We start from the raw sequence: 14,649 nt of genomic DNA, 5'->3' as shown, positions 1-14,649 counted from the left end.
TCATCGCATGAGTCCATGAACCTGCGCACCCGTCTGTGGCTGATCCCGCTCTCGTTGCTCGTTTCAACCACCCTTCACGCGGCCAAGCCCGAGCCAGACAGTCTGCACGGCGTTCCGCGCACCGAAGGCTTCGTCGACGTGTGGGCCGATGCGGCCAAGGGCCGCGTCGTCATCGGCGTGAAGCACCTTGACACGCCCTTTCTCCTGACAACGTCCCTGCCCCACGGCCTGGGATCCAACGACGTCGGCCTGGATCGCGGCCAGTCAGGCGCGGTCCGTCTGGTGGAGTTCCGCCGCGCCGGTCCACGCCTGCTGCTGGTCGAGCGCAATACGCGCTACATCGCCAGTGCGGCCAATCCGGCGGAACAGCGCGGCGCCCGCGAAGCGTTTGCCGAATCGGTCCTGTGGGCCGGTGACATCCTGCCATCCGGCAAGGACGGCACCGTCCGCGTCGACTTCAGCACGTTCCTGACCGGCGACCGGCACGGGATCGCCGACCGCATCGACGGCACGGAACAGGGCAAGTATTCGGTCGACAAGGAGCGCAGTGCTCCGCTGCTCGACACGGTGAAAACCTTTCCCGACAACACCGAACTCGAAGGGCTTCTCACCTTCCAGGGCCCCGGTGAGGGCAAGTTCGTGCAGCAGGTCAGCATGGATCCGACATCCCTGAGCGTGCGCCAGCACGTCAGCCTGGTGCGGCTGCCGGCCGACGGTTTCCGTCCGCGCCCCTTCCACCCGGCCTCCGGTGCCTTCAGCCAGGGCTACTACGATTTCTCCCAGCCGCTGGCCAGCAGCCTGGACGTGCGCTGGCAGCCCCGCTTCCGGCTGGAGAAAACCGACCCGTCCGCGGCAGTGAGCACGGTCAAGAAGCCGATCGTGTTCTACCTGGATCCCGGCACCCCCGAGCCGGTCCGCTCGGCGCTGCTCGAAGGCGCGAACTGGTGGAAGACCGCCTTTGAAAAGGCTGGCTACAAGGACGCCTTCCGCGCAGAGCTGATGCCCGAGGGCATCGATCCCATGGACGTGCGCTACAACACCATCCTCTGGGTGCATCGGGCGACGCGCGGCTGGTCCTATGGCGCGGCCCTGACCGATCCGCGTACCGGGGAGATCATCAAGGGCGCCGTGACCCTCGGTTCGCAACGCGTCCGCCAGGACATCCTCATCGCTGAGGGCCTGCTCGCGCCCTACGGCAAGCCCGAATCGGGCCAGCTGGCAAGACAGGCACAGGAAATGGCCCTGTCGCGCCTGCGCCAGCTGTCGGCGCATGAAGTCGGCCACGCGCTGGGCTTCGCTCACAATTTCGCCGCCAGCCGGAACGGCAATGGCTCGGTGATGGACTACCCCCATCCGCTGCTGCACCTGGACGACCAGGGCAATGTCAGCCTCGAGAACGCCTACGGCGTCGGCGTCGGGCCCTGGGACGACTTCATCGTGCGCCATGGTTACCAGGCGTTTGCCGATGATGCCGAAGCCGCAGGCCTCGCCGAGCTGCGCGCGGCGGCGGCCAAGGCGGGCCTGGGTTTCGTCAGCGACGCCGATGCCCGCGCCCCCGGCGCCTCGCATCCCGATGCCCTGCTGTGGGACTTTGGCGACCGTTCGCTCGACACCTTCGATACGCTTCTGCGCGTGCGTCGCAAGGCCCTGGAAGGTTTCGGACCCGGCGTACTGCCGCCCGAACGGCAGCTGGGCGAGCTGGAAGCGCGGCTGGTGCCGGTCTACCTGCTGCACCGCTACCAGGCCGAGGCCATCGCACGCCTGATCGGTGGAGCGAGCTATCGCTATGGCCTGGCCGGCGACACCACCGCACGGACCACGCCCGTGTCCGCGGCTGACCAGCGCGCGGCGCTCGAACGGCTCCTGCAGACGCTGTCGGCGAAGGAGCTGGCATTGCCCGCCAGCCTGCTCGACCAGCTGATGCCGCCCGGCAACGAATACGAGCGGGGCCGGGAATATTTCGCGACACGCACGGCGCCGCAGTTCGACCCGATCAGCGCGGCGTCGGCCGCCAGCGCGGTGAGCGTCCAGTTCCTGTTCGAGCCGGCACGGCTCAATCGCGTGGCCTGGCAGCACGCGCGCGACAAAAACCTGCCCGACGTCACCGAGCTGCTCGATGCCGCGTTCCGCGCGACCTGGCAACGCGACCCGGCCACCGACGGCGTCACCGGCGCGGACGCCATCCAGCTCGCCGCCAACTGGACGGTGCTCGATGGCCTCCTCGCCAGCGTCGATGGTGGACAGTTGCATCCCCAGGTCGACGCCGTCGTACGCCACCGGCTGGCCGCATGGCAGCAGTGGCTGGCCCAGAACCCGTCGCCGCGAGAATCGATCACGGACAACCGCCGCCAGGCCGCCCAATGGATCGGGCGCTACCTCAGCGATCCGCGCTCGATAAAGCTGCGTCCGCTGCCGCCAATCCCTCCTGGCGCGCCGATCTGAGTCAATACGCCGGCGCTGCCCCACGGGCGGTGGCGCCGGCGTCTCAGCGCGAAAAGGTCCAGGACTGCATACGCCCGTCGCGATACGGCATGACGCCATGAAAGGGACGCGGATCCTCATCGAAGACCAGCGGTAGGAAATGCCGGTCGCCCTCCCACATCGGCAGGGTCAGGATCTGCTCGCGCGGGACCCATTCCAGGCTGCCTTCGGCATTGCGTTCCGCGGGCGTGCCTTCAAACCGGTCGATCACGAAAATGAAGCCGAGCCAGTCTTCGCCGTGCTTGCCGAACCCCGGCCAGCTGATCGTGCCGCGCAGCGTCAGCGCGGTGCACTCGATGCCCGCCTCCTCGCGAATCTCGCGGCGCATGCCGGCATGGACATCTTCATCACGCTCCACCTTGCCGCCCAGACCGTTGTACTTGCCCAGGTGATGGTCATCCGGACGCGCATTGCGATGGACCATCAGCACCCGCCGGCGATCTTCCGACAGCACATAGCCGAGTGTGGCGATAATGGGTGTATAGGGCATTAGTACCTTCCAGGCAGTGCCAAGAGATTCCGCAATCTAGCGCGATCGGCAAAACTAGGGCGAGACGGCAGCCTTAGACTGCGATCGGCAAAGACCGCAAGGATATCCTGATGAGACGTCTGTTCTGTACGCTCCTGGCGTTGTGGTTGCCCGTCGCTGCAAGCGGCGCAGACACCCGATCGGTGGCCCGCGGCTACACGCTCGTACCCGGCCGGTTCGTGCAGGGCCAGCAGCCCGACGGCAACAGCGTGCTGATTGAAACGTCCGATGGCCTGGTGGTCTTCGATACGGGCCGGCATCCGGCGCACACCCAGCGCCTGCTCGATGCCGCGACGGAACAGCGGGAACCGATCATCGCCGTGATCAATTCCCATTGGCACCTGGATCATGTCGGCGGCAATCTCATGATTCGCAAGGCCTATCCCGAAGCCCAGGTCCATGCCAGCGGCGCGATCGACGGCGCGCTTACCGGATTTCTTGCCAATTACAAAAAACAGCTCACGGAACTGCTCGGCCGCGCTGCCGACGGCTCGCCGGACCAGGCCGCCTATCGGGCCGAGCTGGCGTTGATCGACAATGGCGAAGGGCTCAAGCCCACTCACGTCGTTACCCGGTCGCATACCGTGACGATCGGCGAACACGAATTACGCCTGAACCTGGAGCGCAACGCGGTCACCGGGGGCGATATCTGGCTATTCGACCGCAAGACCCGGACGCTGCTCGCCGGCGACCTGGTGACCCTGCCGGCCCCGCTGCTCGACACCGCCTGCCCCCAGAGATGGCAGCGGGCGCTCGGGCACTTCGCGGAAACCACCTTCAGGCAGCTGGTCCCGGGGCATGGCCCGGTCATGGACCGGGACGAGTTCGACCAGTACCGCACGGCGCTTGACCACTTCCTGACCTGCGGCAGCAGCACTGCCGCGAAGCAGCAGTGCATCGACGGGTGGCTGGCGGATACGCGCGGCCTCATTCCGGACCAGGACAAGAAGCTGGCCGAGGGACTGCTCGACTACTACGTCGACTCCGTACTGCGCGGCGACCCGAAGCGGCTGGCGGAACGCTGCGGCGCTACCCAACCGGTAGCACCGCCCGCCGGAGAGTGACTGCGACCTACTGCGGCCGCTTGCTGGCATGACCAGCCAGCAGCAGCCACTTGCCGTCAACGCGGATCCACGTATCGGTCACGTCAAGCACCACATCGAAGGACTTGCCCTGGTATTCGCCCTTCTGGGCCAGGTCCGCCGTGAGCACCGCCGTATCGCCATGCACGCGCACCTCGATATTCGAGGTCTGGTTGACCGACATCCGCACGTCCGGCGCCGCGACTTCGTTAACCATGTCCGTCTTGTGCTTCACCTTTCCACTGGAGGTGGTCAGCACGAAATCATCGGCGTACATGGCACGCGCGCCTTCCGTGTCGCGCTGGAGGATCAATGCGTTCAAACGCGCATCCGCCGCCTTGACCGCGTCCTCGTCGGCGCCGGCAAATGCCGGTGCCGACGCCATCACAGCCAGCAGCACGCCGGCGGTGCGAAATTTCGTCTTCATATGTAACGGCCCTGTGTCTGCGAAAGTGGCGCCCATGCTGCCCGCCGATTCGCGCCACTCACAGAGCCATTTGATCACGGCGTCACCGTACCGCTTGACCTACATATTCAGGAAGTTCTGCAACATCGCATGGCCATGTTCGGTCAGGATGGACTCGGGATGGAACTGCACGCCTTCCATCGGCGCGAAACCCGGTTCGGGCTTGTGACGCACGCCCATGATCTCGCCGTCGTCGGCCCGGGAGGTGACCTGCAAGCAGGCCGGCAAGGTCGATTCCTCGATCGTCAGCGAGTGGTAGCGAATCACCTGGAACTTCGCCGGAAGGCCTGCGTAGACCCCCTGCTGGTCGGTGTCGATCAGGCTGGCCTTGCCATGCATCTGGCGCTGCGCGCGGATGATGTTGCCGCCGAACGCGGCGCCCATGCTCTGGTGGCCAAGGCACACGCCCAGGATCGGCAGTGTGCCGGCGAACCGCTTGACCAGCGGGACACAGATACCCGCCTCCGCCGGCGAACACGGACCGGGCGACAGCACCAGTCGCCGGGGCGCCAGGCGATCGATGTCCTCGAGGGTGATTTCATCGTTGCGCCGCACCGTCACCTCTTCGCCCAGCTCCAGGAAGTACTGCACGAGGTTGTAGGTAAACGAATCGTAGTTGTCGATCATCAGCAACATGGAATAACCCTCAGAATCCCTGTTCGACCAGTTCGGCCGCATGCAGCACGGCGCGTGCCTTGGCTTCCGTCTCGCGCCATTCGAGCTCGGGCACCGAATCGGCCACGATACCGGCCGAGGCCTGCGCGTAGAGTGTCTTGTCCTTGACGATGGCGGTGCGGATCGCGATCGCCATGTCCATATCGCCGCTGAAGCTCAGGTAGCCCACGGCGCCGCCGTAGATGCCGCGCTTGACCGGCTCGAGTTCGTCGATGATCTCCATCGCCCGCACCTTGGGGGCGCCGGTCAGGGTACCGGCCGGGAACGTGGCGCGCAGCACGTCGCTGTTGGTGGTGCCGTCGCGCAACACGCCATCCACGTTGCTGATGATGTGCATCACGTGCGAGTAACGTTCGACGACGAAGGCTTCGCTCACCTTCACGCTGCCCGCCTTGGCGATGCGACCGATGTCGTTGCGCGCCAGGTCGATCAGCATCAGGTGCTCGGCACGCTCCTTCGGATCGTCCAGCAGTTCGCGCTCCAGGTCGCGGTCCTGCTCCGGCGTGGCGCCGCGCGGCCGCGTGCCGGCCAGCGGCCGAATCGTGATGCGCTGGCCTTCATCGCGGCGTTCCTGGCGCACCAGGATCTCGGGCGATGCACCCACGATGTGGAAATCGCCCATGTCGTAGTAATACATGTAGGGCGAGGGATTGAGCGAGCGCAGCGCGCGATAGAGGCTCAGGGGCGATGCCTCGAAGCGCTTTGACAGCCGCTGCCCGACCTGCACCTGCATCATGTCGCCGGCTGCGATGTACTCCTTGGCCCGGGCCACCGCAGCCAGGTAGTCCGCCTTGTCAAAACCGCGCTCCACCGGCCGGGTTGGCGTGGGCGCCACTTCGCGTACCTGCAGCGGCATGCGGACACGCTCGAGCATGGCTTCCAGGCGCCGCATGGCCTGGGCGTAGGCGCCGGGATGGCCGGGCGTGGCGTACACGATCAGCGAGATCCGCCCCGCCAGGTTGTCGATCACCGCCAGTTCTTCGCATTGCAGCAGCAGGATGTCCGGCGTCCCGATACCACCGGGCTTTTCCGTCTGCGCCAGCCGCGGCTCGATATGACGCACGGCGTCGTACCCGAAATACCCCGCGAGCCCGCCGCAGAAGCGCGGCAAGCCCTCGTGCAGCGCCACGCGGAACCGCTGCTGGTACTGCGCAATGAATTCCAGTGGATTGCCCTGGTGCGACTCAACGACCTGACCGTCCCGGACTACTTCAGTCAAGGCCGACTCGCCGATTCCGCTGGCCCGCAGGTGTACCGAAGCCGGCAGGCCGATGAACGAGTAGCGGCCGAAGCGCTCGCCGCCGACGACGGACTCGAGCAGGAAACTTCCTGCCGTGTCTGCCAGTCCCGGCTCGCCGACGAGCTTGAGGTAGAGCGACAGCGGCGTATCCAGGTCGGCATAGGCCTGGGCCATCAGCGGAATGCGGTTGTAGCCCTGCTCGGCAAGGGCATTGAACGCATTCTCATCCAGCGTGCGGATCTGCATCGGGTGATCTCCAAATCATCGGCGCGCCGCCAGGCGCTGGACGCGCAAAGGCTGTGCGGCAGGTCGCCCCCGGCGAGGGAGGCAGGTCAATCAGGAAGAGGGGGAGAAGCAGCTGGTACGGTCAGGCCGGCCAGCATGCGGCGGCGAACGCGGGGCAGAACGTGGGGCGACGCCAGGACCAGGCCCCCCGGGGGTACGACGTTCTGGAATGTTCGCGCGAGACAGGCATGGGGCCGGAGTCTAGGGAGCCGTTTGCGCGAACGTCAAGCGCATATCCGGGCGACACGCCGGCTCCGCCCGACTTGGCACAACGCGTGCTGTAGGCGTCATGGGACCCGTGACGGACCAGCCGCAAGCGCTTGAAATCACACAGGTGCGCTGCACCAGGCCCGTCCCGGCGACGGAATGTCGTCACCGCCCTGACGGAATGGCGATCCCGGATTCCCCGGCACAAGCCAGTAGAGAAACACGCTCGCACGATTTGAGGAGGCTGCGATGAGCAAACCTAAAGTCATATTCATCGACGACGAAGAACGCATGGTCCGCTCCCTGGAACGCATGTTCCGCGGTCGCTATGACGTGATCGCCACCACCAATCCCCAGCAGGTGCTCGACCTGGTGCGTACCGAACGCATCCACGTGGTCGTCAGCGACCACCGCATGCCGGAGATGACCGGCGTGGACCTCCTGACCGAAGTGCGCACGATCTCCCCTTCCACGCTGCGCATCCTGTTGACCGGCTATGCCGACCTCGCGGCCGTGATCGGCTCGATCAACGACGGCGAGATCTTCCGCTTCCTGCGCAAGCCCTGGGACGAGGGTGAGCTGCGCAAGAAGGTCGATGATGCCGCCAGCATCTCGCAGGCTCTGTTCGAGCACGGCGCCAGTACCGCCGCGGCAGAACCATCCCCCAGCGCGACCGACATCCTGGTCATCGATGACAGCGAGGATGTCTGCCAGCTCGTGCGCCGCGCCCTGGGCGACACGCAACGTGTGCATTGGTCCAATAATCTCGAAGACGCCATCGATATCATGGGACAAAGCCACATCGGCGTGGTCCTGTCGGACCTCCACGTCAATGGCAGCGACATCTCCGGTGCACTCAAGCTCCTCAAGCGCCACGATCCCACCCTGATCACCGTCGTTCTCACGGCCTTCCATCATTCCGGACAGCTGATCGACCTGATCAACCAGGCCCAGGTCTTCCGCGTGCTCGGCAAGCCCGTCGACAGCGACTCGCTCGCGCCGATCGTCTCGGAAGCCGTGTCCCGGTCGCAGAAGCTGTCCGTCGACCCGACCCTCGTCCGGCAGTACGCGGTCGAGAGCACGGTCGAGGCCGACAACGGCCCGATCTCCGAAAAGCTCCGTGCCTTGTTCACCCCCGGCCAGCAGCCCTGAGCGCCGGTCTGCACACACATTGCCCCACATTCAAGAGCCCTTTCACTGCCGACGTAAAAAGTTACAGAACCATTGGGAAGGCGTGACCGTGTACGCAGCCCATCCATTGGCCTCACGCGATGATCGCCGCACGAGGCAGGACTGGAAGGGTGTGTCGCCGGTATTGCCGCGGCTGCAGGAAAACAGCGGAAACAGCGGCAATCGTCAAAAAAAGGTGTCGGCGTCCGGAATGGGCGCAATTCGCTTGTCGCTGGCTGCGATTCGGTTCACTCTAGCCCGCGACAAACCTCGTTGAAGCGAATGGGTATTGCCCTGGGGTGGGCGCCCAGTTTGGGGGGACCGATATGCTGGATGGCCAAGTAACGGCGGCCACGCGCTACTTCCGCTCCGGCGCTGCGGCGGCGATGATCCTGGTCATCGCGCTGGGCGCCCTGCTCGCGGCAGCGCTCGTGACGCAACGCAGCGCCTGGTCTATCGAGCGCGCGTTGCTCGCGCAGCAGCAGAAGATCGATCAACTGACCGACATGGAGCTGCTGTTCGCCGAGAGCCGGCGGGCAAACCTCGCCATGCTCGACCGGCTGCGCCAGCAGGATGTACCGCTCTCGCAGCAGTCCTTCAACGCCTTGCGCGAACAAATCCAGCAAGTGCGCGCGGCGCTCACCAAATTGGTCAGCGCGCAGACGACGCCCCGCGAGACAGCCGCCACGCAGGCCCTCGACGCCGCGTTGCGCACCTACGAAGCCGAAGTGCTGACCGCCTTCGATCTTTCCAGCCCCGGCAACGTCAGCGGACCGCGCGCCGGCGCAACCTTCACCCGGGCCGACGCCACACGCGTGCTGGCCTCCAGCGCCAACGCCGACCTCGTCCAGGCGCAGCTGCGCCGGCTGCGCCTGGCCGCCCAGGCCGAAGTGGCCAGCCTTGCGACCAATCTGGATGAGAATCGCACCGCCCTGCCCTCGTCACCGGTCTTCCCACTGCTGGCGGTAGTCCTGGTCCTGGGTGCCCTCTACCTAGTACGTCGCGGCAAAGACCCGGTCATCATCGGAAGCCCGGCGCTCGGCACGGGCGGACGGGTGGTGCCCTCACTGGCGGAAGTGGCAACACCGGCGCCGCCGGCCGACCCATCTGCCGGCTATCCGATGCCCGCCGATCACGAGCAGGCGGCCTATTCCCGCGAACTCGGACGCGCCATCCGGCTGGTCGCCCAGTGCAGCCATGCGCTGGTCCATGCGTGCAGCGAAACCGAGCTGGTCCAGGACATCCTGCGCCGCATCGTCGACTCCGGCGGATTCGGCGTGGCCTGGGTCGGCTACTGGAATGACGACAGCACTGACTTCCGTATCGTCGCCCAGACCTTGCGCAAGGGGCTGGACGAAGCCAGCTGCAACGCCCTGACCAAGGCCGAGGAATTCGGTCGCAGCCAGGCCGCGGCAACCGTCCGCCGCGGCCAGATCATGGTGACCGACGAATCCCCCGCCTCACCCAGCTACGAGCGCTGGTTCGAGCGGGCGGCGGATGCGGGCATGCGGTCGGCTATCTCGGTACCACTGCGCAATCCCGGCGGCATCTTCGGGGTGCTGGTCGTCTATTCCGAAACCGCAGGGGCGGTTGCTCCCGGTCAGATCGAACTGCTGGGCGAACTCGCCGACGACCTCGCATTCGGCATCGCGGCGCTGCGCGAGCGCGACGCGCGCCGGCTCACCGATTCGCCCTATGACGACATCAGCCAGGTCGATCCGCTCACCGGCCTGGCCAATGGCGTGCGCTTTGTCGAACACGTTCGCGAGGCCCTGCGCAATGCCCAGGGCAGCTCGCGTCCGGTGATCGTGATGAAGATCAGCGTCGAACGCCTGCGCTCGGTCAACGAAATCATGGGCTCGCACGCCGGCGACTTCCTGCTCAAGAGTGTGGCCGAACGCCTGACCAGCGCCACGCGTAACGGCATCGTGGCGCGCACGGCCGGCGACCGCTTCGGGGTGGTCGTGGCCGACGGCGGCGACGACATGCAACCGCTGAGCTTCGCCCGCACCCTGCTCAACGCGGTGATGATGCCGCTCGAGCTGGCCGGATCGGAGTACTACCCCAACGCCTGCATCGGTGTGAGCATGTACCCGCATGACGGCCAGACTGCGGAAGCGCAGATGCGCAACGCGGCCGTTGCGCTGTCGCAGGCACGAGCCCTGGGCGGCGGCACCATCCAGTTCTACGACCCGGTCAGCGCCGACCAGGAAGCCGCGGGCTTCGCCCTGGAGACGGCGCTGCGCGCCGCCCTCGATCACGGCGAGTTCGTACTGCATTTCCAGCCCAAGGCGGACCTGGTGACCGGCCGCATCAGTGGCGCGGAGGCCCTGGTGCGCTGGAATCATCCGACCATGGGCCTGATGCCGCCCGGCCAGTTCATCGGCCTGGCCGAGGCGACCGGCCTGATCGGCCCGCTCGGCACCTGGGTGATCCAGGAGGCCTGCCGCCAGATCGCCGCCTGGCGTAATCAGGGCCTGCCGGATTGCCCCGTCTCGGTGAACCTGTCGCCGATCCAGTTCCGCCACGCGGACCTCGTTTCAACCGTGCGCCGCGCCCTCACCGACCATGGCGTAAAGCCCGCGAGCCTGGAACTGGAGCTGACCGAAGGGGCGGTGATGCACGACATGCAGTCGGGCATCGACACCCTGCGCGCGCTGCGCGCCATTGGCGTGCGCTGCGCTCTGGACGATTTCGGCACCGGCCACTCGTCGCTCAACTACCTCAAGCACCTGCCGATCGAGCGACTCAAGATCGACCAGTCCTTCGTGCGCGACCTCACCACCGAACCGGGCAGCGCGGCGATCTGCAACGCCATCATCAACATCGCGCACAACCTCGACCTGAAGGTCGTCGCCGAGGGCGTGGAGACCGAAGCGCAGTTGAGCTACCTGCGACGCTGCGGCTGCGACGAGGTGCAGGGCTTCTATTTCAGCCCCGGCGTTCCGGCCGACGATTTCGCGCAGATGCTGCGTTCGCGCACCCGCCTGCCCGCCCCCACGTACGCGCCAGGTGCGCGCACATTGCTGATTGTCGATGACGAAGTGAACGTGCTCAGTGCGCTGCGCCGCGTGCTGCAGCCCGAAGGCTTCGAAATCATCCTGGCCGACAGCGGCCCCAAGGCCCTGGCCATCCTGGCCATGCGCGAAACGCAGGTCATCCTGACCGACCAGCGCATGCCGGAAATGAGCGGCACCGAATTCCTGGCGCGCGTGCGCAAGCTCTACCCGCGCACCGTCAGGATGGTGCTGTCCGGATACGCCGATCTCGACACGGTCATCGCCTCGGTCAATCGCGGTACGGTCTTCCGCTTCATCACCAAGCCCTGCAATGCCGACGTCCTGCAGGAGCACGTGCGTGAAGCCTTCCGTCACTACGACCAGCAACTGAGCCAGCACATGGCGCCACGGGCGCCGCGTCGCCGCCCGGCCGCGAAGGCACTGCGCGAACAGCCGCACACGCACAACTGAGCCGCCGCGAACCGCAAGGCTCGCGGCCGGGCCGGCGAGCGTGGCCCGCCTCAGGCGGATCGCAGGGTGAAGAACGCCACGACACGTCCCGGCACGGTCTCGTTCCACATCCGTCCGCCGTGCCGTTCGGCAATACGGCTGGCAACCCCCAGCACGGGCTGGCTGTCACGTATCTCGGCATCGCTGGGCGCGTGCGCCGTGTTGGTGAGCGATTCGCGCAACAGGATCTGGACGTCATCGCCCGATGCGTCGGTGCGGGTACGCCGGCATACGAAGTACACAAACTCACCCCGGTGAAAAATCGCGCCGACATCAATCTGCAACGGTATCTCGGCTGAGGCCTGCGCCCAGGCGCTGCCCAGCAGGTTGGCCATCATGATCTGCAACAACGGCCGGTCGCCAAGCACGGTCATGCCGTCCTGCACGAGGATCTCGCCCGCATCATCGCCGCTGTCGATGATCATGCGTTCAGCGATGTCGCGCGTCATCGCAGTGAGATTCAGGCGCTCCGGCAATAGCTGGTGACGCGTGACCGAGGCGAGTTTGAGGAGGTCACCGACGAGCGTGGTCAGGCTCACCGCGGCATGCCGTATGCGATGGACATACCCCATTCCGACAACGTCGAGTATCTCCTCGCATTGCTGCTGCAGCAGCTCGCTGTACCAGAAGATGTGACGCAACGGCCCGCGCACCTCGTGCGACAACGAGGCATTGAACGCTTCCAGATCGCGGTTGAGAACTTCCAGCTGCTGCGTGCGTTCGCGCAGGCGCCGCTCGGCGTCGAGGCGGTACACGGCCACCTCGACGGCGCCGCGCAGTTCCGCCGACTTGATCGGCTTGAGCAGATAACCGAACGGGCCGGTTTTCTTGGCCCGAGCGATGGTTTCTTCGTCCGCATGGGCCGTGAGGTAGACCACGGCGCAACCATGCGCGGCCATCAGCGTATCGGCGGCGTGGATGCCGTCGAACGCCCCCTGGATGCGGATGTCCATCAGCACCACGTCCGGCCGTTTTGCTTCAGCCTGGCGGAACGCCTCTTCCGCGGAAGCGGCAATAGCAAAGGCGTCATAACCCATGGCGATCAGCGTGGCTTGCAGGTCCTTGGCAACCAGTCGTTCGTCCTCGACGACCAACACCCTTACCGGTACCGGGCCGTTCACAGATTTTCCCCCGCCGCGAATCGAATGGTGAACTGGGTTCCGTTGTCCTTTCCGCTGACGATCTCCATGGACGCGTCCAGCTGCTCCACCAGCGTCTGCACCAGCTCCATGCCCAACGAGCTGGCGCGGCGTCGTTCGAGATCCGGCGGCAGCCCGCGACCGTTGTCGCAGACCGACATCACCAGCAGCCCGTCGGGGTCACGCCGCAGCGCCACGGTGACCGTGCCCTTCTGGTGACGATCAAACGCGTGCTTGAGCGCGTTGCTGACCAGTTCATTGAGAATGAGCGCACAGGGAATCGCACGATCCACCGCGATGGCAACGTCCGCAAAATCCGTTTCCAGCGTCACGGCCGAATCCAGGGCTCCAGCAGCATCAAAGACATTCAGGGCGAGGCTGCGCGCGTACTCGGCGAATGGCACGCGGGCATAGTCCTTGGACTGGTAGAGCTTCTCGTGAATCAAGGCGATAGCCTGCACGCGCGACTGGCACTCCTCCAGCGCCATCAGGGCTGCGCTACCCGATATGGAGCGCATCTGCATATTGATGAGCGTGGAGATCACCTGCAGGTTGTTCTTCACGCGGTGATGCACTTCCTTGAGCAGGATTTCCTTTTCGTGCACCGACGCGCGCAACTGTTCCTGGATGCGTTTTTCCTCGGTCACGTCGCGCGCCACGGTACAGGCGCCAATGAGCCGCCCGACGCTGTCGCGGATGGGCGACACCGTCACGGCGACTTCGACGGTCGATCCGTCCTTGCGCAGGCGCAGCGTTTCACGGCTGAGCGAGTGTTCGCCGACGTGAACGGCCAGCGCCACTTCTTCCGGCGTGACATGCGACGGAGGGATCAGGACCATCAGGCTCTGGCCAATCATTTCGTCGGCGCTGTAGCCGTACAGATGCTCCGCCGCGCGGTTCCAGGTCTGCACGCTGCCATCGAGCGAGCGCGAGTACATCGCATCCTCGGACGATTCCACGATGGTCGCCAGCCGGCTGACGCGCAGTTCCTGCTGCTTGCGCTCGGTCACGTCGCGGATCGCCGCCGACACCAGCGTGCCCTCTTCCGTTTCCAGCGGGCTCAAGCTGATCTCTACCGGAAACTCGGAGCCGTCTTTGCGCAGGCCGTACAGGTCGAGCTTGGCACCCATCGAGCGCGAGCGCGGCGAGCGGAAATAGTCAGTCCGGTGGCCCGCGTGCTGGTAGCGATAGCGGATCGGCATCAGCACCTCCACCGGCTTGCCGATGAGCTCGTCGCGATGGAAACCCAACATGCGTTCCGTCTGCTGATTCACCAGCGCAATCGTTCCCATGGCGTCGACGATGACAACCGCATCCGGTGCCGACTCCAGCAACCCGCGAAACCGGGCTTCACTGCTTTGCAGACGCCGGTTCGCCTCCCGCAGTTCGTGGATGCTGGGAATGGCCAGCGCCTGCGGCACCAGCTTCGCCAGCAGGATCGCCGTGGGCACCGAGGCAGCCGCCGTGATGGCCTTGACCACGCCCGAGAACCAGTAGGCGCCGTTCCACAGTGTCCAGATCTCCAGGTAGTGCGTCGCACCGCAGGCGATGATGAAGATCGCGAACAGCAGGAACATCCAGTTGAACGGAAGGTCGCGGCGCTTGCGGATGAAATAGAACAGCGTGAAGGGAATCGACGTGTAGGCCAGTGCCGTCAGGCCGTCGGAGATGACGTGCAACCACACGAGTCCGGGGAGCCAGCGGAAGCAATAGCCATGCGGCATGAAGTCGCCGGTGAAGAAAGTGCCGAGATCGGACACGGAATTCCTCCTTTCGCCGGGATGGAGTTGCCCACCACTCACGGGCCGACGGACCAGCAGGGCTAGCCTACCGCTTTCACCCCCGAGGCGGCACTACGCAGCGCTT

Annotated in this window: 10 protein-coding genes; 4 read left to right on the top strand and 6 right to left on the bottom strand. The window is 65.7% G+C overall.

What is annotated here, in order from left to right:
- Positions 1–15 precede the first annotated feature (15 nt).
- Entirely contained in the window at positions 16–2,442 is a 2,427-nt protein-coding gene (locus tag N4264_RS12350) for a zinc-dependent metalloprotease (protein WP_261697339.1), read from the top strand.
- 43 nt (positions 2,443–2,485) lie between these two features.
- Here the strand turns inward: N4264_RS12350 and N4264_RS12345 are convergent, their stop codons facing one another.
- Complete coding sequence (locus N4264_RS12345) at positions 2,486–2,971, bottom strand: NUDIX hydrolase (protein WP_261697338.1); 486 nt, start codon at positions 2,969–2,971, stop codon at positions 2,486–2,488.
- Between the two features lie 110 nt (positions 2,972–3,081).
- Here N4264_RS12345 and N4264_RS12340 point away from each other — a divergent pair, with 110 nt between their 5' ends.
- Complete coding sequence (locus tag N4264_RS12340) at positions 3,082–4,074, top strand: MBL fold metallo-hydrolase (protein WP_261697337.1); 993 nt, start codon at positions 3,082–3,084, stop codon at positions 4,072–4,074.
- Positions 4,075–4,081: 7 nt separating this feature from the next.
- Here N4264_RS12340 and N4264_RS12335 read toward each other — a convergent pair whose 3' ends face one another.
- The 3 genes from N4264_RS12335 to trpE form a co-directional block, all read right to left on the bottom strand.
- Positions 4,082–4,519: a nuclear transport factor 2 family protein gene (locus tag N4264_RS12335; protein WP_261697336.1), complete on the bottom strand. Its 438-nt coding sequence runs from the start codon at positions 4,517–4,519 to the stop codon at positions 4,082–4,084.
- 99 nt (positions 4,520–4,618) lie between these two features.
- Positions 4,619–5,194: an anthranilate synthase component II gene (locus tag N4264_RS12330; protein ID WP_261697335.1), complete on the bottom strand. Its 576-nt coding sequence runs from the start codon at positions 5,192–5,194 to the stop codon at positions 4,619–4,621.
- 10 nt (positions 5,195–5,204) lie between these two features.
- A complete protein-coding gene (gene trpE / locus N4264_RS12325) occupies positions 5,205–6,719 on the bottom strand; it encodes an anthranilate synthase component I (protein ID WP_261697334.1) in 1,515 nt (504 codons plus the stop codon).
- Between the two features lie 495 nt (positions 6,720–7,214).
- Here trpE and N4264_RS12320 point away from each other — a divergent pair, with 495 nt between their 5' ends.
- Both N4264_RS12320 and N4264_RS12315 read left to right on the top strand, forming a co-directional pair.
- The gene (locus N4264_RS12320; protein WP_261697333.1) at positions 7,215–8,117 is read left to right on the top strand and encodes a response regulator; all 903 of its coding nucleotides are present in this window, start codon (positions 7,215–7,217) and stop codon (positions 8,115–8,117) included.
- 344 nt (positions 8,118–8,461) lie between these two features.
- A complete protein-coding gene (locus tag N4264_RS12315; protein WP_261697332.1) occupies positions 8,462–11,605 on the top strand; it encodes an EAL domain-containing protein in 3,144 nt (1,047 codons plus the stop codon).
- 50 nt (positions 11,606–11,655) lie between these two features.
- Here N4264_RS12315 and N4264_RS12310 read toward each other — a convergent pair whose 3' ends face one another.
- Entirely contained in the window at positions 11,656–12,765 is a 1,110-nt protein-coding gene (locus tag N4264_RS12310; protein WP_261697331.1) for a hybrid sensor histidine kinase/response regulator, read from the bottom strand.
- The gene (locus tag N4264_RS12305) at positions 12,762–14,543 is read right to left on the bottom strand and encodes a PAS domain S-box protein (RefSeq protein WP_261697330.1); all 1,782 of its coding nucleotides are present in this window, start codon (positions 14,541–14,543) and stop codon (positions 12,762–12,764) included. The genes N4264_RS12310 and N4264_RS12305 overlap by 4 nt, the downstream gene beginning before the upstream one ends.
- Positions 14,544–14,649 lie beyond the last annotated feature (106 nt).

Origin of the sequence: Tahibacter amnicola, from assembly GCF_025398735.1 — a bacterium.
In the GTDB taxonomy this organism is placed as follows: domain Bacteria; phylum Pseudomonadota; class Gammaproteobacteria; order Xanthomonadales; family Rhodanobacteraceae; genus Tahibacter; species Tahibacter amnicola.
Note: the sequence above shows the minus strand (reverse complement) of the source record. Positions and strands in the feature narration are given on the sequence as shown.

Excerpts from the sequence above, each read along its gene's own strand:
- N4264_RS12350 (WP_261697339.1), top strand. The coding sequence starts at position 16 with ATGAACCTGCGCACCCGTCTGTGGCTGATCCCGCTCTCGTTGCTCGTT.
- N4264_RS12345 (WP_261697338.1), bottom strand. The coding sequence starts at position 2,971 with ATGCCCTATACACCCATTATCGCCACACTCGGCTATGTGCTGTCGGAA.
- N4264_RS12340 (WP_261697337.1), top strand. The coding sequence starts at position 3,082 with ATGAGACGTCTGTTCTGTACGCTCCTGGCGTTGTGGTTGCCCGTCGCT.
- N4264_RS12335 (WP_261697336.1), bottom strand. The coding sequence starts at position 4,519 with ATGAAGACGAAATTTCGCACCGCCGGCGTGCTGCTGGCTGTGATGGCG.
- N4264_RS12330 (WP_261697335.1), bottom strand. The coding sequence starts at position 5,194 with ATGTTGCTGATGATCGACAACTACGATTCGTTTACCTACAACCTCGTG.
- trpE (WP_261697334.1), bottom strand. The coding sequence starts at position 6,719 with ATGCAGATCCGCACGCTGGATGAGAATGCGTTCAATGCCCTTGCCGAG.
- N4264_RS12320 (WP_261697333.1), top strand. The coding sequence starts at position 7,215 with ATGAGCAAACCTAAAGTCATATTCATCGACGACGAAGAACGCATGGTC.
- N4264_RS12315 (WP_261697332.1), top strand. The coding sequence starts at position 8,462 with ATGCTGGATGGCCAAGTAACGGCGGCCACGCGCTACTTCCGCTCCGGC.